Source organism: Sebaldella termitidis ATCC 33386 (assembly GCF_000024405.1).
GTDB classification, from domain to species: domain Bacteria; phylum Fusobacteriota; class Fusobacteriia; order Fusobacteriales; family Leptotrichiaceae; genus Sebaldella; species Sebaldella termitidis.
In genome coordinates, this window is the sequence record NC_013517.1 from 471981 (window position 1) to 496369 (window position 24389).

General features: G+C 29.5%; 35 protein-coding genes and 2 pseudogenes. 36 read left to right on the forward strand and 1 reads right to left on the reverse strand.

Annotated features, from left to right (window positions below):
• Nucleotides 1-44 precede the first annotated feature (44 nt).
• The 17 genes from STERM_RS21995 (at nt 45) to STERM_RS02150 (ending at nt 8298) form a co-directional block, all read left to right on the forward strand.
• Nucleotides 45-188 (forward strand): hypothetical protein, encoded by a 144-nt coding sequence (locus tag STERM_RS21995; RefSeq protein WP_169305380.1) that lies wholly within the window; start codon nt 45-47, stop codon nt 186-188.
• Entirely contained in the window at nt 172-489 is a 318-nt protein-coding gene (locus STERM_RS21000; protein ID WP_049768964.1) for a hypothetical protein, read from the forward strand. The genes STERM_RS21995 and STERM_RS21000 overlap by 17 nt, the downstream gene beginning before the upstream one ends.
• Nucleotides 404-700, forward strand: a complete 297-nt coding sequence (locus STERM_RS21505) for an EndoU domain-containing protein (protein ID WP_244407263.1) — start codon at nt 404-406, stop codon at nt 698-700. The genes STERM_RS21000 and STERM_RS21505 overlap by 86 nt, the downstream gene beginning before the upstream one ends.
• A 13-nt stretch (nt 701-713) precedes the next feature.
• Nucleotides 714-1172 (forward strand): hypothetical protein, encoded by a 459-nt coding sequence (locus STERM_RS21005; RefSeq protein WP_012859899.1) that lies wholly within the window; start codon nt 714-716, stop codon nt 1170-1172.
• Nucleotides 1173-1198: 26 nt separating this feature from the next.
• A complete protein-coding gene (locus tag STERM_RS02090) occupies nt 1199-1672 on the forward strand; it encodes a hypothetical protein (RefSeq protein WP_012859900.1) in 474 nt (157 codons plus the stop codon).
• 104 nt (nt 1673-1776) lie between these two features.
• Nucleotides 1777-2181 carry a hypothetical protein gene (locus STERM_RS02095; protein WP_012859901.1) on the forward strand — a complete coding sequence of 135 codons (405 nt, stop codon included), beginning with the start codon at nt 1777-1779 and terminating at the stop codon, nt 2179-2181.
• 162 nt (nt 2182-2343) lie between these two features.
• The gene (locus STERM_RS02100; protein WP_012859902.1) at nt 2344-2859 is read left to right on the forward strand and encodes a hypothetical protein; all 516 of its coding nucleotides are present in this window, start codon (nt 2344-2346) and stop codon (nt 2857-2859) included.
• A complete protein-coding gene (locus tag STERM_RS02105) occupies nt 2859-3260 on the forward strand; it encodes a hypothetical protein (protein ID WP_012859903.1) in 402 nt (133 codons plus the stop codon). The genes STERM_RS02100 and STERM_RS02105 overlap by 1 nt, the downstream gene beginning before the upstream one ends.
• Nucleotides 3261-3420: 160 nt before the next feature.
• Nucleotides 3421-3936: a hypothetical protein gene (locus tag STERM_RS02110; protein WP_012859904.1), complete on the forward strand. Its 516-nt coding sequence runs from the start codon at nt 3421-3423 to the stop codon at nt 3934-3936.
• Complete coding sequence (locus tag STERM_RS02115) at nt 3936-4331, forward strand: hypothetical protein (RefSeq protein WP_012859905.1); 396 nt, start codon at nt 3936-3938, stop codon at nt 4329-4331. The genes STERM_RS02110 and STERM_RS02115 overlap by 1 nt, the downstream gene beginning before the upstream one ends.
• A 556-nt stretch (nt 4332-4887) precedes the next feature.
• The gene (locus STERM_RS02120) at nt 4888-5316 is read left to right on the forward strand and encodes a hypothetical protein (protein WP_012859906.1); all 429 of its coding nucleotides are present in this window, start codon (nt 4888-4890) and stop codon (nt 5314-5316) included.
• 232 nt (nt 5317-5548) lie between these two features.
• Nucleotides 5549-5905, forward strand: coding sequence for a hypothetical protein (locus tag STERM_RS02125; RefSeq protein WP_169305381.1), 357 nt, complete (start codon nt 5549-5551; stop codon nt 5903-5905).
• A 23-nt stretch (nt 5906-5928) separates the two neighbouring features.
• The gene (locus STERM_RS21010; protein WP_012859909.1) at nt 5929-6516 is read left to right on the forward strand and encodes an EndoU domain-containing protein; all 588 of its coding nucleotides are present in this window, start codon (nt 5929-5931) and stop codon (nt 6514-6516) included.
• A 1-nt stretch (nt 6517) separates the two neighbouring features.
• The gene (locus STERM_RS02135) at nt 6518-7027 is read left to right on the forward strand and encodes a hypothetical protein (RefSeq protein ID WP_012859910.1); all 510 of its coding nucleotides are present in this window, start codon (nt 6518-6520) and stop codon (nt 7025-7027) included.
• 309 nt (nt 7028-7336) lie between these two features.
• Entirely contained in the window at nt 7337-7534 is a 198-nt protein-coding gene (locus STERM_RS22460) for a hypothetical protein (RefSeq protein ID WP_041309761.1), read from the forward strand.
• A gap of 73 nt (nt 7535-7607) precedes the next feature.
• The gene (locus tag STERM_RS02145; protein ID WP_012859911.1) at nt 7608-8009 is read left to right on the forward strand and encodes a hypothetical protein; all 402 of its coding nucleotides are present in this window, start codon (nt 7608-7610) and stop codon (nt 8007-8009) included.
• 58 nt (nt 8010-8067) lie between these two features.
• Complete coding sequence (locus STERM_RS02150; RefSeq protein WP_041309763.1) at nt 8068-8298, forward strand: hypothetical protein; 231 nt, start codon at nt 8068-8070, stop codon at nt 8296-8298.
• A 108-nt stretch (nt 8299-8406) separates the two neighbouring features.
• Here the strand turns inward: STERM_RS02150 and STERM_RS02155 are convergent.
• A pseudogene (locus STERM_RS02155) lies at nt 8407-9543 on the reverse strand (IS110 family RNA-guided transposase).
• Nucleotides 9544-9818: 275 nt separating this feature from the next.
• On the opposite strand from STERM_RS02155, the gene STERM_RS02160 reads away from it, so the two are divergent.
• The 19 genes and pseudogenes from STERM_RS02160 to STERM_RS02245 all read left to right on the forward strand — a co-directional run bounded on the left by STERM_RS02160 (nt 9819) and on the right by STERM_RS02245 (nt 24334).
• Entirely contained in the window at nt 9819-10634 is an 816-nt protein-coding gene (locus tag STERM_RS02160) for a hypothetical protein (RefSeq protein ID WP_012859913.1), read from the forward strand.
• 10 nt (nt 10635-10644) lie between these two features.
• Nucleotides 10645-11538, forward strand: coding sequence for an MFS transporter (locus STERM_RS02165; RefSeq protein ID WP_012859914.1), 894 nt, complete (start codon nt 10645-10647; stop codon nt 11536-11538).
• A 12-nt stretch (nt 11539-11550) separates the two neighbouring features.
• Nucleotides 11551-12126 (forward strand): hypothetical protein, encoded by a 576-nt coding sequence (locus tag STERM_RS02170; RefSeq protein WP_012859915.1) that lies wholly within the window; start codon nt 11551-11553, stop codon nt 12124-12126.
• 14 nt (nt 12127-12140) lie between these two features.
• Nucleotides 12141-14171, forward strand: coding sequence for a contractile injection system protein, VgrG/Pvc8 family (locus STERM_RS02175; RefSeq protein WP_012859916.1), 2031 nt, complete (start codon nt 12141-12143; stop codon nt 14169-14171).
• A 7-nt stretch (nt 14172-14178) separates the two neighbouring features.
• Nucleotides 14179-14925, forward strand: a complete 747-nt coding sequence (locus STERM_RS02180) for a hypothetical protein (protein ID WP_012859917.1) — start codon at nt 14179-14181, stop codon at nt 14923-14925.
• A gap of 9 nt (nt 14926-14934) precedes the next feature.
• On the forward strand, nt 14935-17040 hold the full coding sequence (locus tag STERM_RS21515; RefSeq protein ID WP_012859918.1) for a polymorphic toxin-type HINT domain-containing protein: 2106 nt from the start codon (nt 14935-14937) through the stop codon (nt 17038-17040).
• Nucleotides 17041-17049: 9 nt separating this feature from the next.
• Nucleotides 17050-17529 carry an SMI1/KNR4 family protein gene (locus STERM_RS02190; protein ID WP_012859919.1) on the forward strand — a complete coding sequence of 160 codons (480 nt, stop codon included), beginning with the start codon at nt 17050-17052 and terminating at the stop codon, nt 17527-17529.
• 26 nt (nt 17530-17555) lie between these two features.
• Nucleotides 17556-18461 (forward strand): tetratricopeptide repeat protein, encoded by a 906-nt coding sequence (locus tag STERM_RS22000; protein ID WP_012859920.1) that lies wholly within the window; start codon nt 17556-17558, stop codon nt 18459-18461.
• 214 nt (nt 18462-18675) lie between these two features.
• Nucleotides 18676-19470 carry a Hint domain-containing protein gene (locus STERM_RS02200; protein ID WP_012859921.1) on the forward strand — a complete coding sequence of 265 codons (795 nt, stop codon included), beginning with the start codon at nt 18676-18678 and terminating at the stop codon, nt 19468-19470.
• Between the two features lie 16 nt (nt 19471-19486).
• A complete protein-coding gene (locus STERM_RS02205; protein ID WP_012859922.1) occupies nt 19487-20449 on the forward strand; it encodes a hypothetical protein in 963 nt (320 codons plus the stop codon).
• A 22-nt stretch (nt 20450-20471) separates the two neighbouring features.
• Nucleotides 20472-20915, forward strand: a complete 444-nt coding sequence (locus STERM_RS02210; RefSeq protein WP_012859923.1) for a DUF6630 family protein — start codon at nt 20472-20474, stop codon at nt 20913-20915.
• 170 nt (nt 20916-21085) lie between these two features.
• Nucleotides 21086-21445, forward strand: coding sequence for a Hint domain-containing protein (locus STERM_RS02215; RefSeq protein ID WP_256595002.1), 360 nt, complete (start codon nt 21086-21088; stop codon nt 21443-21445).
• Nucleotides 21402-21674, forward strand: a complete 273-nt coding sequence (locus STERM_RS02220; protein WP_012859925.1) for a hypothetical protein — start codon at nt 21402-21404, stop codon at nt 21672-21674. The genes STERM_RS02215 and STERM_RS02220 overlap by 44 nt, the downstream gene beginning before the upstream one ends.
• Nucleotides 21675-21687: 13 nt before the next feature.
• Nucleotides 21688-22182, forward strand: a complete 495-nt coding sequence (locus STERM_RS02225) for a hypothetical protein (protein ID WP_012859926.1) — start codon at nt 21688-21690, stop codon at nt 22180-22182.
• A 20-nt stretch (nt 22183-22202) separates the two neighbouring features.
• Complete coding sequence (locus STERM_RS02230; protein ID WP_012859927.1) at nt 22203-22610, forward strand: hypothetical protein; 408 nt, start codon at nt 22203-22205, stop codon at nt 22608-22610.
• Between the two features lie 64 nt (nt 22611-22674).
• On the forward strand, nt 22675-22806 hold the full coding sequence (locus STERM_RS22610; RefSeq protein WP_256594907.1) for a hypothetical protein: 132 nt from the start codon (nt 22675-22677) through the stop codon (nt 22804-22806).
• Between the two features lie 32 nt (nt 22807-22838).
• Nucleotides 22839-23435 carry a pentapeptide repeat-containing protein gene (locus STERM_RS02235; protein WP_012859928.1) on the forward strand — a complete coding sequence of 199 codons (597 nt, stop codon included), beginning with the start codon at nt 22839-22841 and terminating at the stop codon, nt 23433-23435.
• 88 nt (nt 23436-23523) lie between these two features.
• A pseudogene (locus STERM_RS21520) lies at nt 23524-23763 on the forward strand (IS3 family transposase); the annotation flags it as partial.
• A gap of 58 nt (nt 23764-23821) precedes the next feature.
• Entirely contained in the window at nt 23822-24334 is a 513-nt protein-coding gene (locus STERM_RS02245; RefSeq protein ID WP_012859929.1) for a hypothetical protein, read from the forward strand.
• Nucleotides 24335-24389 lie beyond the last annotated feature (55 nt).

Sequence of the window (24389 nt, forward strand, 5' to 3'; positions counted from 1 at the left end):
AATCAGAATATCCTGATATTGTATTTCATATAGATGACAGCCTTGTGGGAAAGCCAATACCGCACATTTTATTTCAGTTTGGAGAAACAGATTTTGAATTTTTGAACAGAATGCTGAATATAATGAATTACGGACTGACAACACACTTAGATTCTGTAGTGTGTGGCCTTTATGTGGATAAAAAATAAGACAGTACAGTGTGAAATGGTACTTGTAGATATAAATGACAAACAGCTCAGACATGATTTTCCTTTGATAATAAATGAGAAAATGAGCGGTTTTGCAGTGGAAGCTAAGGTAGTGGAATTAGGCGGAGAAAATGAGATAGCTACAGTTACACTGGATTTTACAGATGGTCTGGCAAGGCTTACAGATAGGAAATCACTGGCATATAAAGATAATTATGCTGGGATATTTAAGTTTTTTTATACTACATGGAACAAGTTCAAAATTAAAAAAATCAACAATTTTTCCGGAAACTTGGAGTGATACAGATATAATAAATTCAATAAACCAGATAGGAGATACAGAAGCAATAGGGGTAAGAATGAGAGATCAAACAACTCTTCATAGAGGAACCGTAAATGGAGTACAAATAGAAGTAATGAAGATTGGGAGCTATACAACAAGTGGATATCCAACAGGAGGTTATCCTATGGATTTAATAAAAAATGATTTTATACCAATAATATTTGAATAATAAGGAGGCTTATATGGCGATATCATTGTATGAAGAACTTAATTCATATTTGAAAAATTCAGAATACTGGTATGAAGAATATTGGTATGAAGAGGGGAGTGGTAAAGTAAGTGAAATACTTTCAAAATTTACACAAGAAGATTGGAATAATTTAATAAAAGAAATATTTAATAAATCAGTGGATTATCAGGAGAAGATAGCTTATTGTATGAATGATATTGATAATAAAAATGAATTAGAATTTTTAATATACATGACAAAAAATGCTAAAGATTCTATAGTATTTGAAAATTGTCTAGATTCTCTAATAGAATTTGTGACACCTGAAACAAAGTTTAGATTTTTAAGTGATGATCAATTGATTATATTAATTACTGGTGGGATAAGAAAAGAAACGATAGAAGGAAATGGAAGAAATAAGATATATAAAACAATATATGAGCAGTTTTTTGAAAAGTTAAATAATAAATAAGGAAAATTATTAAATAGAAGATTTTTGTGGGGAGAAATAATATTTTATGGTTAAGAAATAACGGAGCAACAGTAGCGGCAGGTAAAAGTGTGGAAGGCGGGGTTATTGGAGATGGCGGGAGGTTTTATACAGCTTTAGATGATGAGCTTTTATATGGATATAATGAGGTACAAGATGCTTATTCAAGAATTTTAGGAAAAAGAAAATTTTCTGAATTATCGGTTCAGGATCAGAGATTATTGGCACGTGAGTTTTCTAAGAGATCATCGGTTAAGATACCAGAAAATGCTAAAATTAAGGTTCAAAGTAAACCAGCGGGTTATGAACAGATAGTGTATAAGTGGAGAGATGCTAATTATAAGTATGAGATAAGGTGGCATACAAGAACGCCTGGTGCACCAGAGGGACAGGGAAATACTTGGGTTGTGCTAAGGACAACGCCAGGAACTGGCGGTAATACAGTTGCAGTTGATCATTATTTATTGAATGATAATACATGAGTATTAGGTGATGACTGGCAACAAGCGATAAGAGTGAGAAAATACGGTGTGCCAACATTAAGAGAAATAGAAATTTTAGATATGGGTCATTGGAGTGATAATTAATGGATCGAATAAGAGATAGTGAGTTTTATGAAGGTTTTGAGGGCGAGGGAGAAATAGATTTGATATATAAAAAAGAGGGTAAAGAAATAAAACGATTAGAGATTTGGTATGGATATTTTTCAAAATTATTAAATAAGATGATACAAAATGAAATGGAAATTGAGGGTTTATTATATGAACATAGTATACATGCAGGATGGTATGAAGATGAGGAGCCATGGGAAATAATGGATGTAAATCAAGCAATAACTCAATTTAAAAATTACAAAGAAAAAAAGTTAACAGAAAATAAAAGAGAAATGTCTGAAATTTGGCCAGAGATTCCGAAAGTTTTAGAAAGAATATTAGAATTCTTAGAAGAAGCTAAAGAAAATAATGGTAAAGTGTACATAGAATATCTCTAATAAAATTACAAAAAATATATAGGCGATTAATTTGTAAAATGGGTTAGAGCATTCTCTGACCAATTTAAGTAAGAGGATAATTAAATAGAAGATTTTTTGTAAGGATAAGTAATACTTCATAGTTTAAGAAATAACGGAGCGACAGTAGCGGCAAGTAAAAGTGTGAAGGGTGGGGTTAGTGGAGATGACGGGAGGTTTTATACAGCTTTAGATGATGAGCTTTTATATGGATATAATGAGGCACAAGATGCTTATTCAAGAATTTTAGGAAAAAGAAAATTTTCTGAATTATCGGTTCAGGATCAGAGATTATTGGCACGTGAGTTTTCTAAGAGATCACCGGTTAAGATACCAGAAAATGCTAAAATTAAGGTTCAAAGTAAACCAGCGGGTTATGAACAGATAGTGTATAAGTGGAGAGATGCTAATTATAAGTATGAGATAAGGTGGCATACAAGAACGCCTGGTGCACCAGTAGATCAGGGGAATACTTGGGTTGTGCTAAGGACAACACCAGGAACTGGTGGGACTACAAAAGCAGTTGATAATTATTTATTAAATGATAGAACATGGGTAACAGGAAAAGAATGGTCTGATGCAATAACAGCTAGAAAATATGGTATGCCAACATTAAGAGAAATAGAAATATTAGATAGAGGACATTGGAGGGATTATTAATGGTAATAATAAATAATAAATATTATGAAGGATTTGAAGGTGAAATAGAGATAGATTTAATTTATAAAAAAAATGGAGTTGAGATAGAGAGATTAGAGATTTGGAATGGTTACTTTTCAGCATTACTAACAGGTATGTTACAATTAGGGACGGAACCTATAGGGATATTACATGAGTATAATTTAAGAGAAGGGTGGTACGAAGATGAGAATCCATGGAAGATACCAGATATTGCTCAAGCGATAACTCAATTTAGTAATTATAGTGAAAGTAATTTTAGTGAGGAGGAAAGGCCGGGGAAGCTTCTCTTGAGCTCTCTTCTGAAAGTATTAGAAAGTATAATACAATTTTTAGAAAAAGCTAAAAAAAATTGTGGAGAAGTTTATATAGAATATCTTTAATAAAATTATAAAAAATATAAATTATTAATTTATAAAATGGGTTAGAGAAAAATCTAATTCATTTAAGTAAGTGAATAATTAAATAGAAGGTTTTTTGTAGGGGGAAGTAATATTTTATAGTTTAAGAAATAACGGAGCAACAGTAGCGGCAGGTAAAAGTGTGGAAGGCGGGGTTATTGGAGATGACGGGAGGTTTTATACAACTTTAGATGATGAGCTTTTATATGGATATAATAAGGCACAAGATGCTTATTCAAGAATTTTAGGAAAAAGAAAATTTTCTGAATTATCAGTTCAAGATCGAAGATTATTGGCACGTGAGTTTTCTAAAAGATCACCGGTTAAGATACCAGAAAATGCTAAAATTAAGGTTCAGAGTAAACCAGCGGGTTATGAACAAATATCGTATAATTGGAGAGACACGAACTATAAGTATGAGATAAGGTGGCATACAAGAACGCCTGGTGCACCAGTGGATCAGGGGAATACTTGGGTTGTGCTAAGAACAACGCCAGGAACTGGCGGTAATACAGTTGCAGTTGATCATTATTTATTGAATGATAATACATGTGTATTAGGCGATGACTGGCAACAAGCGATAAGAGTGAGAAAATACGGTGTGCCAACATTAAGAGAAATAGAAATTTTAGATATGGGTCATTGGAGTGATAATTGATGCTAATAATAGATGATAGATATTATAGAGAATATGAGGGAGAAGGAGAAATAGATTTTATATGTCAAAAAAATGGAAGGAAAGTAAAAAAAATACAAATTTGGGAAGGATATTTTTTAAGCATATTGAATGGATTAATAAAAAATGGAGAAAAACCTGTGGGAATGCTATGTATGTTGTTAATAAGTGATACATGGGATAAAGAACCTTGGAGAATACCAGATATTCAGGAAATGATAATAGTATTTGAAAAATATGATGAAAATAACTTTAGTGAAAGTGAAAGACCGAGTAAACTTCTTTTGGATTTATTGCCGGAAGTACTGGAAAGTATAATAAAATTTTTGAAAGAAGTTAAAGAAAATAATGGTGATGTGTATATGGAGTATCTTTAATAAAATTCGAAAAAATGTACAAATTATTAATTTATAAAATAGGTTAGAAAATAGTCTGACTCATTTAAGTAAGTGAAGAATTTTATATAGATTAAATTAGTCTAAATAGAAAGTATGAGAATTTGAAAAAAAGCGGATACACCCGAAAGGGAATCCATACGATGATGTGAGCATAGAAAGTTTTTATTCAGTATTAAAAAAGAACTGATTTATGCATTAGGAGAAAAAAGTTTCATAGAATTAAAGCAATATTTGTTTGTGTATATAGAAGGGTTCTGTAATACGAGGAGAATCCAAAAAAAATCAAGTTATTTATCTTCAAGAGAATATTTGAAAAAAAATCTTAACAGACAAGAAAAATGTGTCCAAGTTATTGACATAAGTTCAATATCCAGATTTAAATGGAGCAGAGATATTAATTTTTACTGAAAGAATTCCATGTGCAGGATGTGCTTTAGATATATCGACATTTGATAAAAATTGATTTAATACAATAATAAATGTATTTGATACAAATGGGGAATTATTGCTCTAAGACTAAAAAGGAGATTGAATTATGAATGTATTTAAATTAAAGAAATTTACAAGAAGTGATTTTAATTATTTTAATAATTTAAATTTAATGAGTGAGGTATCACTTGTATCTGCTTGTTTAAATGAGTTTAGTTTTAGAACTGAGGAGGAGAAAAGAGGAGAAATAGTGGTATATTTGGAATTATTTATGTGTACAGAACATACAGGAGAGTTTTTGAAATATCATTATGATGAATTAGAAAAAATTATTAAAAAATATGAAACTATTGATAATAAATATTTTAGTGATTTTGAAAATGAAGAGATAAAAAGTATGTTGAAAAAATACAGAGATAGGGTAAAAGATATGGATATAACAGAAGTAACAGAAAATGGAGAATATAGGATATATTCTGTAAAAGAAAACAATGAATTAGAATTAAAATTTAATAAATTGAGAGTTCTTGAATAATGGAAGGATTTTTGATGGAATATAGATGTATTTAAATTGGAGAAATTTTAAAAAAATGATTTTAATTATTTTGATAGTAGATAAATATCAGAATTTAAAAGGATTAAGCATATTGTTATTTATAGAAAGAATACTGTCAAAAAAATGATGAAATATTTAAGTACTTAATAGAGAAAGGATTAAATAAAGTTAAGAAAATGATTGTAGATCCTAATATATTATATGAGGTGAAATGATGAGAAATGTTACTGAACTTAAAGAAGAGACTAAAGAGTGTTTTGAATATTTTGAAAAACTCACAGAAGAATTGGGTGGTTATACAAAAGCTTCCTTAATTGGGATATGTTTAAATGAATTTAGCTTTAGTAGTGAAGAAAAAAAAATAGAAAAAATAGTTATATATTTAGAATTATTTAATTGTATAGAAAAATATAAAGAAATATATATGTATCATTATAATGAATTAAATGAAATTATAGAAAATTTCAAAGTTAAAGATTTTAAATATTTTAATGAAAAAGATAGAAAAGATATAGAAAAAATGATAAGTTTTTATAAGTCTAGAATTAAAAATATGTTGATAATATAAAGATTTTGGAAAGAGCTGCATATATGAAAATCAGCTCTTTTGGCGCTACAAATGATATTAGTAAGAAATATCAGGCAGGACCGTCTGTGAAGAGTAAGTTTACAGAATTGAAGGCTTATTATTCAAGAGGTTTGTCAGAAGAGGAGATGATACTTTATGGTTTGAGAAATAACGGAGCGACAGTAGCGGCAGGTAAAAGTGTGGAAGGCGGGGTTATTGGAGATGATGGGAGGTTTTATTCAAATAAATTAAGTGATGAATTTAAGAGATTAGAGTATAAAACATTTATTTCGGAAAAGGCTGAGAATAAGATTTTAAGAGGGGAGCTTAATTCAAAAAAAAGAATTATGGGGGGACATTCATCTGAAATTAATGGTGTAACTACTGAGTATTTGTTAGAAGAAACTGTAAAAATAAATTCTGATGCTACAGCTTCGAAAATAAAAACATCAACTCTTTTTCCTGAAACTTGGAGTGATGCAGATATAATTAATTCTGTAAAACAGATAGGTGATACCCCAGCAATAGGAATCAGAATGGAAGACAAGGCAACTATTCATTTAGGACGCGTAAATAATGTAGAGATAGTAGTGATAAAAATAGGAGGCTAATATGTCTTTTACAATGTATGAAAAGTTTGATTTATATTTAATGAAAGGTTACATAAAAGAATTTATAAGTTTAGAAAATGAAAGCCAAACAATAGGTGAAAAATATTGGTTTGATGAATATTGGTATGAGTATGGATGTGATAAAGCAATTGAAATACTTTCAAAATTTACGCAAGATGATTGGAATAAATTAACAAAAGAAATATTTACTAAGTCATTAGATTATCAAGAAAAAGTGATTTATTGTATGGAAAACGAGAATAATGAAAATGAATTAGAATTTTTATTATACATGATAAAAACCACAAAAAATTCAATGATATTTGAAGCTTGTATGGAATTCTTAATAGAATTTGTAAAACCTGAGACAAAGTTAAAATTTTTAAATGATGATAAATTTATGGTGTTAATTACTGGTGGGAGAGGGAAGCAAGAGAATAGTATAAATAGAAAAAATAATATATATAAAACAATATACGAGCAATTTTTTGAAAAGTTAAATAGTAAATAAGGAAAATTATTGACTTATAAAGTGCTAGTATTTAACTTAAGAAAAAATAGAAATTAGATAAGAAGGCGGACAAAAAGTTATGTGGATTTCCAAAAATTCAGTAAATGAAAAAGTATAATTTCAATGCCATCCACAGATTGTATTAAAAAAATGGTTGCAATATACTATAGAAATTGGAGTCAGAGTCAGTATTATCGGTTCAGGATCAGAGATTATTGGCATGTGAGTTTTTCTAAGAGATTACCAGTTAAGATACCAGAAAATGCTAAAATTAAGGTTTAAAGTAAACCAGCGGGTTATGAACAGATAGTGTATAAGTGGAGAGATGCTAATTATAAGTATGAGATAAGGTGGCATACAAGAACACATGGTGCACCAGTGGATCAGGGGAATACTTGGGTTGTAGAAAGGATAACGCCGGGAACTGGAGGAAATACAAAAGGAGTAACTCATTATTTACTGGAAGATAACACTTGGGTGACAGGGGGGAGTGGTATAACGCAATAGGAGCACGAAGTGATGGTACATCAACTTTAAGACAAATAGAAATATTAGATAAAGGGCATTGGAGTGATTATTAATGAAACTTATAGATGATGAATATTATATAAAATTTGAAGGTGAAGAAGAAATAGATTTTATATATGAAAAAAATAAAGCAGAAATAAGTAGAATGAAAATATGGCATGGTTATTTTTATTTTTTATTAAATGGAATGATAACAAAAGAAAAAAAACTGATAGGATTATTATATGAACATAATAAGCATGAAGGATGGTATGAGAGTGACGAACCATGGGAAATACCTGATATTAAGCAAGCTATTGAACAATTTAATAATTATAGTGAAAATAATTTTAGTGAAAATGAGAAACCGAGTGAAGGAATTTTATTGAAACTTCCACATATTTTAGAAAAAATATTAAAATTTTTAGAAGAGGCTAGAAAAAATAATGGTGAAGTGTACATGGAGTATCTATAATAAAATTAGAGAAAAGTCTAATTCATTTAAGTAAGTGAATAATTAAATAGAATATTTTTTGTGGAAAGAAGTAATATTTTATAGTTTAAAAAATAACGGAGTGACAGTAGCAGCAGGTAAAAGTGTGGAAGGCGGAGTTATTGGAGATGATGGGAGGTTTTATTCAAATAAATTAAATGTAGAGATAGTAGTGATAAAAATAGGAAGTTATGCAACAAGTGGATATCCTACAGGAGGAATTCCAGTAAATTTAGTGAGAGAGCGGTTTACACCAATAATATTTGAATAATAAAAATAGGAGACCAGCTATGAAATGTCAAGGAAAAAAAGAAGAAATATAAAAGCTAGAAATGAGAACATAACAAAATTAAGAGTATAAAACTTTTTGAAAAAAGATTTAAATTAAAAACTGCACATCAAATGGAGTATTGGTAGATAATAGCTTAAATAAAACTCTGACTAATTTATGTGCAACATGTTCGAGAGACTGGTTAATGAGTTTTATCCTGGCTTCTTTTGTATTCATAATAAGTTTTAAAAACGTGATTGTATCTAACAAGATTCCATGAAGTAAATACAAGAGTATACCTTAAGTATTTAGACCCTCTTTTGACATTCTGGCTGATCTGGCATTAAAAGTGCCTGATTGTCTGATTTTAGGATCGAGTCCGGCAAAAGCAAGGAGTTTGGAAGGTGATTTGAATCTTTTGATATTTCCAATTTCACCTAAAATAGAAGTAGTAGCTATGGAACTAATACCAGGAACAGAAGTAATAACAGAGTCGGTATTTTGAATAATGTCATCAATGTTTTTTTCGATATCCTCAATTTGTTTGTCTAACATCTTAATTGATTGGATCAGTTGAGGGATATGTATAGATAATGGAAAATCGAATATTCCGACGGAATCAGAAGCAAGACTTTTTAACAAAGAGGCATGTTTTTCTTTAAAATGACCTTTTGTAAACTTACTAAGAGTTTTAGTAAGAGAATTAATATTTAAGGCAGCGATCTTCTTCTTGTCGGGATATCTTTTAAGAATTTGATAACATGCTTTGAAATGAATACCGCTTTTAAAAATAGAGTGTAATTCAGGGAAAATAATATCAACAGCACAGACAAGTTTAATTTTAAGTCTAGTACGATTTTTAACAAAATTATCTCTGAATCTGGTTAGCTTTTTGAGATTAAGGGAGTCAATATCAATTTTATCAATAAATTTAACAGGATTAATAATAAAAGAGAATCAAAATGATCATTTTTAATATCTCTGATAGAAGCTTTACGGATGTGAGAAGTAGCAATAGTATTAATAACAGCATTTATCAAAGAAAAAAGCAATAAAGTTATCAGCGTAATTCCCAGTAGATTTAATAACAAGGAGGATATCATCAATAATGGAAATTTTATTGAGAAAAGTAGAAAAACCGTGTAAATCATTATTGAATTTCAAATTATCAAAGATAAGCTGACCAGAATCAATAAGAGAAGCAACATGAAAAAATTTAGAAATATCAATACCACATATCAACATAAAATCACATCCTAATTAGAAATATGAAACTGTGATATTCCACAAAACTTTATTAAAACAGACTTGCTAGACATGAAAGCTGAAACGCTTATCCAACTATAAGAATTAAAAATAAAGAGGTGGCTTTACTCTCTTAGTAAAAATTATCCGATAATGGATATTTAAGGGAACATAAAAAGTCCACAGTTTCTAGTAACAATTATACAATAAATTTAAAAGAAAGGAGTGTATGATAGGAATGTATAATCATTATACATTTATCATACAAGGAAAATATGAAATTTAGAGTAAGTATAATGCCAAGAAGTGATATGCCTGGGACAGGAGCAGGAGGCAGCAGTATTGGAGGAGCACTTTCAGAAGGAAAAGGAACATTTGGAGCACCAACAGGATACTTTGGGAATACTACAAGTGGTTTGGTAGCAAGCAATTCATCTAGTAACAGCGGGTTTGGAAGTTCCGGTCTGCCGGGCTTAGGGTCTTTAACAGGACTTCTTGGCGGGGGGCAAAGCGGGTTAATATTGACCCCTGATGAAATAACAGATGTGTCATTTAGTGCATCGGATTTTTCAGTTAGTTCCACAGCCAATACAGAATCAAATGTCACTGTAAGAATAGCTGGAAAGTTATTTTCACAAATAGAAGAAGGAAGTACCAGCTTTGATTCTCCGTTAAGTATGAATTCATTATTAACGGGTTTTATGGATGATAAATTAAGTGGTTTAACAGATGGATTAAATAAAGGAATGCAGATTTTAGGAAATACTTTTACTTCTGGTTTGAGTTCAACATTAACTGGAATGATCGGGAAATTCGGCGGGAATAAGTTTGGGTTAAATAACCTGTACAGTATGAATTTTGAGAATACTATAGAACTGGCAAATTGGGCCTTAGCATATGGAGAAAAAACAGACTACAGGGATGTAGTAGTGGAGATAATGATAAATGAGGGAGTATCAAAAACATATGTATTGCCAGACATGTTTGCAATAGATTATGATGAAAATTTAGGAGTAGGACGCGGAGAAGGATTTTTTAATCTGGTGTTGAGACAAAAAAGATACAGTTCAAGAAAAATAGAAATAAGGTAGGTGAGTGTAAATGAATAAATTTCTGTATTTTTTCTATTTATTTTTACTTGGGAGAAATATATTGCTTTTATCAAACAGTTATTCCAATAAAACAACAGGAGTACTGCTTCTTATAAACATGCTGTTTTGTTTTATATTAGCATTGATTTTGTTATTTAAAAGTAAAAAATATAATGTGTATCTGATAGTTACGATTTTAAGCTTTTCAATATTTTATATTTATTATTCCGGTTACAGTGACATGAATAAGGATTTTAATAAAATGGTTTATTATATTTTTATTCTGCTGTCAATTGTTGAAATAATAATGTTTATATTTGTGAAAATGAAAGAAAGTAAAAAGGTCAAAACAACTTTATATCTTTGTTTCTGTTTTATTGCAGGGATATTATTTTTAAGATTTTTGAATAATTATTATCAGGAACCTAAGAAAATAGTCTATAGTACACGGATTACAAGTTTAAAAGATAAACAGGAAATGTTGGAAATAATTGGAAAAATGCCGGGAATAAAATCAGCTGATATTATAGAAGATTATGAAAAAAGCAGCTTGTCATATGAGGATAATGTTTACTATCACTATAATTTTAAAGAATCTCTGGAACCATCGGATTTAATAATAGATATTTCGTTGAAGACATTAGTGGATGATACTTCTTTGGATTCTTTGGCGTATAAAATACAAAAATATATAAAATTAAGCGGACTGGAAAATGATCTGGTAAGAATATATATAGTGACGGACAGGGATGACAGAAGAGCAATAAATATTTATGATTTTCAGAATGATAATATAAAAGTACGTTATAAAAGAACAGAACCATATATAGCAGGTTCTTCACCATTATTAAATATATTTTCACTGGCTGTGAAAATATTAAAAGGGGTAGTGTCTGAATATTAAAAGGAGGCAGGTGTGAGAGTAAAATATACAGTTGACAGCACAGCTTATTATTTAAATATACATACGAATAATAAAACAAGCAGTCTTGGAATTAAAGTAGCCAGTAAAGATATGCTGATCTTATGTTATCAAAAAGATATAGCAGTACTTAGGGATATTTCAAATCATTTAAAAAATATTTATGAAAATGAAAGAAAAGGAACAAAGAATAAAATTAAATATATAAAAACATTACATTTTATGGCACAGGAAATATTATTTCATATTGATGCCTACGTGCACGTGCTTGCAGAAGCTCAGATAAAGGGAATAAAAGTTGATTCAAATAAATATACAGAAAAATTAGCTGAACTAATTGATAAACTGATTGTAGAACCGTCTAAAGTAGCAGATGTAGGAGCTAATATAACTAAAGATCATGACAGTGCAATAATAAATGTAGGTTACACTGCAAGAATCCCAAGTGGTTTTATGATCAACAAACAATTTTATAAAATTGGGGAATTATTAGGCTTCCCCTTAGAAAATACAAGTGATGTATGGTATGAATGCAGCTATAAAGGAGAAACCAAAAAAGTGAAAAAATAAAATGGGAGGATATGATGTCTGAAAAAAAGAAATTGATGATGGATTTGATTGAGAAAGATAAAAAAGAACAAAGGGAATTATATGAGGGGAATAAGAGTTTAGGGAGTACCTTAGATACAAGGAATAAAGCTTTTTCAGAAAATTCAGAAGAAATCAAAAGAAGATTGGAAGAAGTAAATGGTCAAGTATCTGGAAATAGTGAAAAAACATCATTAGGAACAAGTGATATGATAAGCGGAGCTTTTTCAGAGGTATTGTCAAAGAATAATTTTGTAAAAGGAATGGCAGCGGGAGCAGGAAGTGGTTTGCTAAGTGCAGCAGGTCTGGGAAACATTATGGGGATTCATGATTTTGTAGAATTTCATTCAAAAAATGCGGATATACTTGTCAATGATGAAAAACTGGATTTTAAAGACGTAAAATTCAAAATATCGGAAGTAATGAATGAACATAGTGTACTCTATATGGATTTTACTTTTTCAACAAAAGATACGGATAAGTATAAAGGATATGTTTACAGCCTTATGAATACGGTAAAAATTGATTTGAACAGAATAAAAGATACAGGAGAAGAGGATTTTAAAGCTGTATTTGACGGAATAATTGAAGATATTGAAATAACAGAAAGTAAGGGAGAACATTCTTCTGGAAGAATACTGGCGTATTCAAAGTCAATATTGATGGATCGGGTTCCTAAATTTAGATCTTTTCAAAATACGGATTTAACAGTAGATGAGGTAATAAAAGAAATAGGTGCTGAATATCCGGAAATTACAATACATATAGATGATAGTTTAGTAGGGAAAAAGATCCCGTATATGATGCTTCAGATAGAAGAAACAGACTTTCAGTTTATTAACAGAATGCTTAACATAATGAACTACAGTGTATCATGTCATCTGGGGAGTCTGGTATGCGGTCTTTTGGAACTCACTGTGTATGATCTTCCAATAGAAACTGAGTTTTATACAGCAATAAGGAAAAATAAAAATTTATTATATAAAATAAAAGGAACAAATCCATTTAATGTCGTGGAAAAAGTTAATATTATAGACGGAGAAAGTGAGGTAGTAAGGGTCGTATACAGCTCTGACATATGGATAGAAAATAACATAATCCAATGCGAGATGGTGCTGCTTGACTTGAATGAAAAGCAGCTAAGATATGACTTTCCACTGGTAAAAAACAGAAATATGCTGGGAAGAGTAATAGAAGGAAAGATAATGGAAGTGACTTCTGAGGAAGGAATTGCTGTGATGACTCTGGATTTAACAAGTGGTTTGGCAAAATTAACAGACAGAGAGTCTGTAGCATATCCTGATAAATATGCTGGTTCGTTTAAATTTCCTTATATGACACCAATGAGCCAGACAAATACCGGGTTTTGGCCGAGTCCTGAGGCAAATGACCAGGTAGTGCTTGTAATAGATGATTTTAACGAGTCATTATCATATGTGCAGGGAGCTGTAAATAATCCCGGGAATGGAAGGTTTAGTGATCCTACAGTAAGAAACTTTACATTGCCGCCGGATCCTTCTGTTATTTCTCCGGAAAATGCAGCGCCATATAATGAAATGGGTATAAAGAATTCTTCATCGGGGACTTATGGAAGAAAGGGAGACAGCAGCGGGAATAAGGCTGCTCATAAGAGCGGTGGAAGACCGGCAGCACATTTTCAGCTGGATAGCTCGAAGTTTGTGGTGGATGTGACGAGTTTTATAAGTTTGAGTGCTAAAAGCAGTGTTAGTATTAATTCACAGGATACGATGGGAATATCAGCTAAGAGTGTAATGGGGATATCTTCTGATAATGTGATGAATATAGACGGGAAAAATATGTTAACTGTAGGCGGATCGGCCGGAACAATTACTGTAAATTCTAAAGGACTGATGTTAGTGGGGTCGGAAGCAAGTATATTTGTTAATGCTACAGATAATATAGCTCATACATCTAAAGTTATCATGTCTTCAGGTTCGGATACTGCAACATATGGCAGTGGTTCAGTTGCTGTTATAACTGCTGATGATATAAAATTAAACGGGTAGGTGGAAAATGAAATATCAGATAGAAGCAGTCAGTATAGTGGAAAAGGAAGAACCAGTTGATATTACATTATTAAAAATGACATTGACTACAAGAATAGAAAAAGATGTCATGATCTTTCATATTTTAGATACAAAAATATATAATAAAAGTTTTTTTATTCAATATATGAATCCTTTTAATGCTGTTAGAGAGATAAAGATGGTTTTAGACAGAAATCAAAGAATACAAGGAGTGGTAAATTACAAAGAAGTGAGAGAAAAAACAGAGAAATATTATACTGAGATGGCTGATAAAATGAAAAAAGCAAATAAAAAAGACCTGGAAGAAATCTTTTTTGATATGGCTTATCAATCATTCCAGTATGAAGAAAATATAATAAGGGAGTTATTAAGAACAAGTTATTTCTATCCTTTTATTGGCGGAAATTACAGGAACAATGAAAGCGATAATATTTCACTGGAAGGATTTCTTCCCAACTATAATATTATAGAAAAACTAGAGAAAATATTTTTTAGAGATAAAAACAGCACATATATAAGAGGTGGTGTTGACCAGTCGAAAGTTTACGCATATTCATTAAGTGAACAAATGAAGGAATTAGGACTTGAATATAAACCGGAGATGCTTAATCTTTCTTCTGAAAGCAGGATTTATTATAAAGAACGGGAAATTGACAGGGTAGAATCGTATAAACAAGGAGGAATCAAAGGTTATTATCAAAAAAAAGAAAAGATATTTATAGACAGAATTTGAGGAGTATAAATGGGAGAAATTAAATTTGAGGAAGTATTTGTATGTCATCAGGCTTATATATATTGTCCATTTGGAGAATTTATACAGCCGGTAGAAGCTACTGTAAATGAGACAGCTACTTTTCAGGGGAAAAGAGTATTAACCAAAGATGATGACGTGGTTGGCAGGAATATTCATCCATTTAAAAAATGTGATAAAAAAGGTGAATGTCTGCTTTCAGGAACTGTTTCCTGGCAAAAAGCCAGAACAGATATAAAGGTAAACGGATCACGGCTGCTGACAGGGGAATCATACTTTATGTGTCCGCATGTGAGAGGTACAAAGATAGAATTTAAAGATGTAAAACAGGAACCGGGACCAGAAGTAGACAAGAGAAGCAAGTTAGAGATATTTACTGATGAAGCAAGCGGATTAATGAGTGCTCTTATGGGAATAAATGGAGTATTTCAAGCAACAGAAGGAGCAGTACAGGTAAAAAAAAGGTATGAAAATATTTATAATGCAACAGTTAAAGATGTAAAATATTTTTCAAAAGATAATCTTAGGACTCTTGAAGAAATATGGAGTTATTCATTACCAGGTCAGTTCACACATGGAGATCCATATTCAAAAGATATGAAAAGCTATATAAAGAATGAGGGGATATTTGCTTATGAAGAAGGAGAGGAGGGGTATTCGAGCGTAACAGGTAGCGTGCTGTCCTCAATGGCACTGGATGTTATACATCCTGCATACGGAGCAATGGAAGATGCGTATGATTTCAAGAATGCCTATAACGACGGAGATAAATTAGGTATGGCCCTTTCAGCAGTAGGTTTTATTCCTGTATTAGGTGCCGGAATAAAAAAAGGAACAGGTAAAGCAATGAAAATTGCCGGTGAATCAAAAATGCTGAAAAAGGGCTCTAAAATAGGAGATGCGATAGTAGACAGCAAAGCTGTGAAACTATTTCAAAATACTTTATCTGGAAAAGTAAATAAAGTGGTACGGGGATTTGGCGATACTTTGAAAAGTATAACGGAAGCCGGGTTAAATTTGAAAAAAAGGTTTGTGAGTTCTACAAAAGCTCTTAACAGAAAAATAAATATGGCAATTTGTAATTTGATCGAATCTGGATGTTTTGTAGGCGGGACTTTAGTTAATACTGAATATGGACTTAAGAAAATAGAAAATATTAAAATTGGGGAGAAAGTTTACACTTATGATTTAGTTAACAGAGAAGTAATTTTGAAAGAAGTAACAGAGACTTTTAATGAAAGAGTCAGTAAAATAATTAAAATAGAAATAGAAAATAATGTTATAATTGAAACAACTGTCGAGCATCCTTTTTATGTGAAGGATATAGGATGGGTGGAAGCTGGAAAACTGAAGGAAGGTGATAAATTATTTTCCAGGGAACTGGGAGATACTGAAATAGCAGCAGTTCGGGAAGATATATATTTAGACAGGGATGTATATAACTTACAATTAGAGGGGAATCATAATTTTTTTGTTTCTGAGTTGGAGCTGTTGGTGCATAACGATACAGCTTGTGCGGAGTTGCTTAAAAAGCTGGATGATGATATAGCTAAATTGATTAAAGAAGGGGCTTCTGAGGATGTTATAAATAGTTTAAGAAAACAGAGAAAGCATATTATAGAAAAAAATCTTAATGAATTTCTAAATGGTACTAAAAAATTTGATGATGTGCTTGATGATTATGCAAGATTATATGCTGATGTTGTTGATTCTAATGAAATATGGCGTTGGGAACGAGATATGATAGGTGGATCAGAACTAACTGCAAGACAAAGAAAGGCAATTAGAACAAAGGCATTTGATGACGGTTTATTACCAATTGTAGAGTTTAAAGCAGGTACGAAGTATCCAGACTTTGAAAAAGCTGGTTTAATAATTAAAGAAGATATGTTACCAGAAGAGTTGTGGAAAGCATCAGATAGACGTCAATTTGATTGGTTAGACAATAGATTAGTGGATGGGCGTCCTCGAGGAACTACTTGGAATCATTCAGATATAGCAGGTAGAATGGAATTGGTTCCATTTGGTATTCATAATGTAATAAATCATAGAGGTGGAAGAAGTCCTGGACAATGGGCTTATGTTTTAAGAAGATAGGAGAATGAAATGATAGAAGTAGATAAAAAAAGTATAGTATATCCATTACCAAGTAATGAAAGAATAGCTGATTTTGAAAAAGCGTATAGAATAGAGTTTCCGTCAGAGTATAAGGATTTTTTGAAAAAATATAATGGTGCAACATTGTTAACAAATATTTTGAAAATAAGAGATTTTGAATATATAGTAGAGAGATTTTTATGCTTATTAGATGAACCTAATGAAAATAAAATTGATGGTTGGTATGATTTAAGTGTTGTTTTGACACAGTTAGATGATCGACTAATTGAAGATGAAGATATGGTTGGAATGAACATAATACCAATTGCATCTATGTTTGCAGGAAATTTTATATGTCTGGATTATAGAAATAATAGTGATCCGGAAATTGTAATTTGGTTTCATGAAGAATCAGGTGAATTTAGTCCTGTGACTGATAAAATAGCTGATAGTATAAATGACTTTTTTAATATGTTGTCTAAAGATTAATAAAAATTTTGAAAGAGAGAGATTTTATGTCAGCTAAAAATAAGGAAATAGAATTAAAAGATGAAATTTATAATAATATTTTAGAATTGACAGAAACAGGAGATGAGTATTACGAAGAAGGTGAATTGAAAAAAGCTGAAAAAGCTTATTTAGAAGCATTGGAATTACTTTCTGAACCTAAATATGACTGGGAAGCAGGTACTTGGATTTATACAGCACTAGGAGATGTATATTTAGAGGAACAAGACTATTTAAAGGCAAAAGAAGTACTCTATGATGCTTTGAACTGTCCAAATTCTCAAAATCCTTATATTTATTATAATTTGGGAATTGCATTGTTTGAATTGGATGAGAAAGATAAAGCACAGGATTTTTTTATGAGAGTATATATGTTAGATGGAGAGACACTTTTTTTAGACGGAGAAGATAAATATTTTGAAAGTATAAAAAATGAAATAAGTAAAGATAGATCAATGGCAAAGAAAAAATTGGAAAAAACTGATAATGTAATTACAGATGAAGCAAATAAAAATTTTGAAGCAGTTCATTTTTATGATGAAATGAATATTGCATATGAAAAAGGAGACTACGATGAAGTTTTAAAACTCTTAAATAAAAAATGGGAGGAAATACCATTACCGAAAGAAAAGAATAAAGAAAGTCCTTACATATTAAGAAGTATAATTGAAATTTTACTTATAAAACATGATTATATGGAAGCAAAAAAAGTATGTGCTGATTATTTTGATTATGACTTTTTTATGAATGATTTTGGTGAAGGATATCTTTTGAGCGGGAAAATATTTTATGAATTAGGAAATAAAGAAGAAGCCAAAAAAACATTGTTATTAGCATATAAAATATCAGGTAAAAGATTATTCATGGATGAAAAGAATAAAAAATATTTTGAATTTTTGAAACAATATTTATAATTTATGTTAATATTGAAAATTAGATTTTGTTGTTTTATTGGAAGAGTTAATATTAGCTCTTCTAAATAAAATAATAAGTAGATGCAAGATAATACAATATTAGAAGGGTAAATGAAGAAAAATGGATAAATTATCAAATGCTGATTTGTAATATTATAAAAATGAGAAGTTATCACTATCGAGCATCCTTTTTATGTAAAGGATTATTGGATGGGTGGAAGCCGGAAAACTGAAGGAAGGTGATAAATTATTTTCCAAGGAACTGGGAGATACTGAAATAGCAGCAGTTCGGGAAGATATATATTTAGACAGGGATGTATATAACTTACAGTTAGAGGGGAATCATAATTTTTTTGTTTCTGAGTTGGGGTTGTTGGTGCATAATGATACTCCCTGTATGGAAGCTTTAAAAAAATTAGATGATGAAATAGCTAAGTTAGTTAAAGAGGGAGCATCAGAAGATGTTGTAAAAAAATTAACGAAAGAAAGAAATAAATTAGGGAAAAAATTAGATATATTAAATGATATATCAAAACATTTTGATTTAGAAAAAGCATTAGAATATGAAAGGAAAATTAATAATAATAATTTTTTCCGTCATGAAGTTGGAGATTATGGGGAAGAGATAGTAGGAGTAATAGGAAAAAATAATAATTGGGGAAAGGATATTTCAGAACAATTTCAGACGGGAAGAAATGGACTAGATAAGGTGTTTTTATCGGAAGGTCCACCACCTAAATTAACAATTATAGAATCTAAAGCGTCAAGAAAAGGAATTTATACATATTCTGATGTGCAGAAATTAGGTGGTGAGGGATATTTTAACAATATGTTAAATAGTAGTGATGCAAGATATAGGGGCTATGCAGAAAAATTACAAGATATTAAAGATGAATTCCCAGATCTTGTAGTTGATTATAAACGTGTTGAGACAAAAGTAAAAATAACAGATATAGGTTTTGGGGCAGAAGATGTGACTGTTAAAGATTGGAGTAATCCAATATATTAATTACAAAGGAGAAAAAATGAATAATAAAAAATTAGATATGGCATATAAAAGATACAAAAAAAATTTTATTGAGGGATATCCTATGCAAGAAATGGAAGCTAAATATGAAGAAGCAGAAAAAAAAATAAAAGATATAATAAAAAATAATGAACTGAAAAAGGATCATATATTTTTAACACGTTTGGCGAGAATAAGATTATATTATTTGACACTATGGAAACATATAAATTTTTTAGATAATAAGATGGATAAGCAATCATTAAAAAAAATACAAATTATAGTGTTTTTCCAATGTTTTTCACAAGAACTATATAAAGAACGTTATCCAAATATGCTTTTAGAGTATAATCTGAAATTTGTAGTGATAGCTTTGATACATTTTAATTTTTGGGGTTGGGAAAAGGAAGAAGGAATTTTATTAGAGTTTATAAAAAATAATATTAGTAGTAATATCTTAAACACTAATGACGATAATAAGCATGTATGGTTTCTTTTGGAGCTATACTTAAAATTTAAAAATGAAACTATTTTAGGAGTTAATGAAAATTTAAACTTAAAAGTGAAAGAAAATTTAATAAATAATGACATGAAAGCCAATATGATTCCTAATGATTTAGAGATATATGAAAAAGTGTTTAAAAATTTAAAAGCTGAAAATATTGATGGATTGATTAATGGAATGATAATTTATCATTCTGAAATGTTGAAAAACTTAGGAGAATATGGAGAATTTAGAGATTATGTGTATGGCTTTTATCCAATAGAAATTTTATATCTAATTCACATAAGAAAAAAGCTTGGATTGTCAGTTCCAGAAAAATTTGATGATTTTCTAATGAATACACCAGAAGCTAAAATGGAATTTAAAGAGAAAGAGCTATATCCGGAGATGGATGAACTTGTGGAAGAAATAGATAAATTTTACAGAAGAAATTATCCGGAGTATATACCAAATAAACACGGAGAATTGTTTAAATAGAATTAGAAGAAAGGGAAGTCATATGACAATAAATAAATTAGCAGAAATAATATTTAATGAAGCTTATGAAGTTTATGATAAAAATGATGTATGTATGGAAATTTTAGATTATGGGTTAGAAAATAAAAAGCTTCTGTATATTGATTATAAAGGGGAGGAGAATCAAGAAATAGTAAATTATATATTAGATTATGAATTTGAGAATGGGCTGGAACTCGCAAACGAAGAAGAACTAGAGTATCTTGAGGATTTTGATTATACAGAATTGCCGGAGAAAATAAAAGAAGTAAATAAAATAATAAAGAAAAATAATTATGGTTTATTTTCTTATCCAACATTTAGTGATTTTTATGCATTATTTTTGTCAGAGTTAAAAAATAAAGAAGAATTATTGAAAAGTGATATATGTATAAATTCTACGGATGAAAGAGTGCCTTTGGAGGCAAAAACAATCCAATATTATTAGAATGGTCAAAAAATGTTTTTTGTTGTTTTATTGGAAGAGTTAATATTAGCTCTTCTGAATAAAATAATAAGTAGATGCAAGATAATGCAATATTAGGAGGGCAAATGAAGGAAAATGGATAAATTATCAAATGCCGATTTGTAATATTATAAAAATGAGAAGTTATCACTATCGAGCATCCTTTTTATGTGAAGAATATAGGATGGGTGGAAGCCAGAAAACTGAAGGAAGGTGATAAATTATTTTCCAAGGAACTGGGAGATACTGAAATAGCAGCAGTTCAGGAAGATATATATTTAGACCGGGACGTATATAACTTACAATTAGAAGGAAATCATAATTTTTTTGTTTCTGAGTTGGGGTTGTTGGTGCATAATGATACAGCTTGTGTGGAAATGTTGAAAAAGCTGGATGATCAGATAGCTAAGCTGGTTAAAGAAGGTGGGGATATCCAAAGAGGCATTAAGAAAACAAAGAGAGAAGATAGTGGGAGGGATACTAAAAAATACAAAAAAGATATCATCGGGTAAAAATTTTAAAGATCATTTTTTAAGGCATAAAAAACTCCTTGAAAAAATTACTGGGGAAAAATATTCTAAATTTAAAGAGCATGATCAAGGAACATTGAATGCAACTAATATTAGATATAATATTTATAGAGGTGAAGGAATAACAATAGTGACAAAATCAGATGGTGAATGGGTAACTATTTTGGAGTCAGGAAAAGGTATGGACAAAAATATAAAATTTATTCAATAAATTGGAGTGAGATATGATAAAACATGATATAATTAAAATTTTAAAAGAGAATAAGATAGAAAATATTTATTATACAGGCTGTTTTGATATGGAAGATCAAGATTTTATAATTAATAGCAATTATGTATATTTTAAATTAGGAGAAAATTTTATTTGCTTTGAAGCAATTGAAAGTTATTCTAAATTGGAAATTTCAATTACTGATTCCATTATCTACAGAAATGACATAGAAGATTTTATAGATGGAAAAGTTGAAATTAGTGATCTTATATTAAAATCTATTTTAACTGACAATAAAGTAGTTCAAGAAATTACATTTTATAATTTATTTGAGAAAGAAAATTCTATTATTACAAATGTTCTAGCATGTGTACTTAATGATAAGGATTATATTTTTTTAGATCCGGGTTTTTTAGGTATAAAAGTTGGCGGTTTAGAACAAAAGGAGTTTTGGGAAAAAAATTCAAATAATAATGAAAAAATTAATATAGAAGAAGTTTGTATATAGTATTGTAGAAAGCGGTGAAAATGTTGAAAGAAAAAATAATGGAAATATTAAGTACGGATACATTAGAGAATTTATATTTTTCTGGGGATTTTGATGAAAATATAAGAGAATTTATAATTAATAAAAAAAAATTATATTTAGAATTTAGTAAAAATATTATTTGTGTTAATAGTGATGAAAATATTTTAAAATTGAGTATAGTATTAAATAATAAATTTGAAAACCAACCAAGAGTGAAAATCAATGAAATTGTATTTATTAATTCTTTAATAGAAGAGAGAAAAGTAGTTGAAGTGACATTTGATAATCTTTTGTACAAAATGGATGAACTGCTAGTTGAGGGATTAATGTTAGAACTTTCTGATCATGAATATATTTGCTTAAAACCAGCATTTTTTGGTATTGAGATATGTAAAAATAAGAGTTGATATAAATATCAGCTTTTTAAATAAACGATAATAAATATTTAAAGTAGAGAAAGCGTTGGGAACAATGGGGAAAGAATTTGATAAAGGATATAATGTAATTTTAGATACAAGAAACTTAACAGAAAAACATCTGAATGAATTGATTAAAGCTATTGAAAAAAAAGGTGTAAGTAATAGGGTTATATTTTATCCATGATTTTAAAGTTAAAAGTTAGAGGTGATCAATTTATGTTTGAAAAAGACGACATAATGAAAAAGTTAGAGAATCATTTGATTTTTAGTAAAAGCTTAGGAGTGGATGGGGAAAGAATGGAAGAAGAAGGGATAGATTTTAGAGAATATAATTTAAAAAATTATATTCTAACTGAAGGAATCTTTTATAATTGTAATTTTAGTAAGATGAATTTAGAAGAACAAGATTTTTATAAAACTATACTTGAATATTCTGATTTTAGCGAGTCAAATTTACAGAATGCATATTTTGTAAAATCAGAAACTAATAATGCTATTTTTGATAACGCAAATTTGATTGGAGCAAATTTTAGCAAATCAGATTTGCTAGAGGCTAGCTTTATAAATTCTAAATTAAATAATGTGAAATTGATATTCACTACATTGATACGCACAAATTTTACTAATTCTAATTTAGTAAATGTTGATATTAGTGATTCATATATAGAAGAAACAATTTTTACAAATGCTATTTTGACAGGTATGAAAAATCTCAATCAAGCATTTGTACATTCTATAAACATAGGCACAATAGAAAAACCAATTATTTTGAAAGAAAAAAAGGCAAAAGAGTGGCTTAAAAATAGAGTGTAATTTTTAATATTGTTGGTGTTATAATAGTTTATTGGACACGAAAAAGTTGATTATCTAAAAAAACCTAAGAAAACAAAGGAAAGGGAATCCGTGGGATAATACAGGAATAGAGTCGTTTCATGCGTCGTTAAAAAAGGAGTTGATTTATGCAGGAGTCCAAAAAAGTTATAAAGAAATGAAAGCAGAAATATTTGAATATATAGAAGGTTGGTATAATACGAGAAGAATTCAAAAAAGACTTGGCTATTTATCCCCAAGAGAGTATTTGAAGAAAAAATATAAGGAGACAAAAACAGACAAGAAAAATGTGTCCAACTTATTGAAATAAGTCCAGGGAGAGTGGGTCAATTTTACATTGAATATTAAATAAATGAAAGGAAAGAAAAATGGAAATAAATTCGTATATTTTAAAACCTGGACACGGGACAGTACCATTAAAAACATATAATGATTTTATAAATGTGAATGATTCAGACGGCTTATTAGAAATAGAAGATTTTTTAGATGATTTTTATTTAGATGGGGCAATTGAAATAAAATATGAAGAACAAATATTTTTGGATATTAATAATTGGGATTTGATAGATCAATTATGGAGTTATATTTTGAATTTAATTGAAAAATATATAGAAAATGATAAAAGTAGGGTATATTTTCCTGATTCACCTAATGAAATTTGCATGGAAAAAGTAAATAGAAATGGTATGATGCTAGCGATTACAACAGATAAAAAAAGAAAAATAATACAAAATGAGAGAAAAATGATTGAGTTATTATTAAGAGAGGCGAAATTTTTCTTTAACAATATATCAATATTAAGAGATTATAAACAAGAGAGTTTAGAAGAAGTAGAACGAATAGAAGTTATAGAAAAAAAATTAATAATGAGAAACAGTTAATTTTATTATTTTCTTGGAAGAGTTAATACTAGCTCTTCTGAATAAAATAATAAGC

What these genes read in the sequence shown, in the direction of transcription:
- STERM_RS02125 (WP_169305381.1), top strand. Translation starts at nt 5,549, where the DNA reads ATGATGAGAAATGTTACTGAACTTAAAGAAGAGACTAAAGAGTGTTTT.
- STERM_RS02160 (WP_012859913.1), top strand. Translation starts at nt 9,819, where the DNA reads ATGAAATTTAGAGTAAGTATAATGCCAAGAAGTGATATGCCTGGGACA.
- STERM_RS02210 (WP_012859923.1), top strand. Translation starts at nt 20,472, where the DNA reads ATGACAATAAATAAATTAGCAGAAATAATATTTAATGAAGCTTATGAA.
- STERM_RS02135 (WP_012859910.1), top strand. Translation starts at nt 6,518, where the DNA reads ATGTCTTTTACAATGTATGAAAAGTTTGATTTATATTTAATGAAAGGT.
- STERM_RS02190 (WP_012859919.1), top strand. Translation starts at nt 17,050, where the DNA reads ATGATAGAAGTAGATAAAAAAAGTATAGTATATCCATTACCAAGTAAT.
- STERM_RS21515 (WP_012859918.1), top strand. Translation starts at nt 14,935, where the DNA reads ATGGGAGAAATTAAATTTGAGGAAGTATTTGTATGTCATCAGGCTTAT.
- STERM_RS02180 (WP_012859917.1), top strand. Translation starts at nt 14,179, where the DNA reads ATGAAATATCAGATAGAAGCAGTCAGTATAGTGGAAAAGGAAGAACCA.
- STERM_RS22610 (WP_256594907.1), top strand. Translation starts at nt 22,675, where the DNA reads ATGGGGAAAGAATTTGATAAAGGATATAATGTAATTTTAGATACAAGA.
- STERM_RS21005 (WP_012859899.1), top strand. Translation starts at nt 714, where the DNA reads ATGGCGATATCATTGTATGAAGAACTTAATTCATATTTGAAAAATTCA.
- STERM_RS02175 (WP_012859916.1), top strand. Translation starts at nt 12,141, where the DNA reads ATGTCTGAAAAAAAGAAATTGATGATGGATTTGATTGAGAAAGATAAA.
- STERM_RS22000 (WP_012859920.1), top strand. Translation starts at nt 17,556, where the DNA reads ATGTCAGCTAAAAATAAGGAAATAGAATTAAAAGATGAAATTTATAAT.
- STERM_RS21000 (WP_049768964.1), top strand. Translation starts at nt 172, where the DNA reads ATGTGGATAAAAAATAAGACAGTACAGTGTGAAATGGTACTTGTAGAT.
- STERM_RS02225 (WP_012859926.1), top strand. Translation starts at nt 21,688, where the DNA reads ATGATAAAACATGATATAATTAAAATTTTAAAAGAGAATAAGATAGAA.
- STERM_RS02145 (WP_012859911.1), top strand. Translation starts at nt 7,608, where the DNA reads ATGAAACTTATAGATGATGAATATTATATAAAATTTGAAGGTGAAGAA.
- STERM_RS02245 (WP_012859929.1), top strand. Translation starts at nt 23,822, where the DNA reads ATGGAAATAAATTCGTATATTTTAAAACCTGGACACGGGACAGTACCA.
- STERM_RS02230 (WP_012859927.1), top strand. Translation starts at nt 22,203, where the DNA reads ATGTTGAAAGAAAAAATAATGGAAATATTAAGTACGGATACATTAGAG.
- STERM_RS02115 (WP_012859905.1), top strand. Translation starts at nt 3,936, where the DNA reads ATGCTAATAATAGATGATAGATATTATAGAGAATATGAGGGAGAAGGA.
- STERM_RS21505 (WP_244407263.1), top strand. Translation starts at nt 404, where the DNA reads ATGCTGGGATATTTAAGTTTTTTTATACTACATGGAACAAGTTCAAAA.
- STERM_RS02095 (WP_012859901.1), top strand. Translation starts at nt 1,777, where the DNA reads ATGGATCGAATAAGAGATAGTGAGTTTTATGAAGGTTTTGAGGGCGAG.
- STERM_RS02105 (WP_012859903.1), top strand. Translation starts at nt 2,859, where the DNA reads ATGGTAATAATAAATAATAAATATTATGAAGGATTTGAAGGTGAAATA.
- STERM_RS02205 (WP_012859922.1), top strand. Translation starts at nt 19,487, where the DNA reads ATGAATAATAAAAAATTAGATATGGCATATAAAAGATACAAAAAAAAT.
- STERM_RS02235 (WP_012859928.1), top strand. Translation starts at nt 22,839, where the DNA reads ATGTTTGAAAAAGACGACATAATGAAAAAGTTAGAGAATCATTTGATT.
- STERM_RS21010 (WP_012859909.1), top strand. Translation starts at nt 5,929, where the DNA reads ATGAAAATCAGCTCTTTTGGCGCTACAAATGATATTAGTAAGAAATAT.
- STERM_RS02165 (WP_012859914.1), top strand. Translation starts at nt 10,645, where the DNA reads ATGAATAAATTTCTGTATTTTTTCTATTTATTTTTACTTGGGAGAAAT.
- STERM_RS02120 (WP_012859906.1), top strand. Translation starts at nt 4,888, where the DNA reads ATGAATGTATTTAAATTAAAGAAATTTACAAGAAGTGATTTTAATTAT.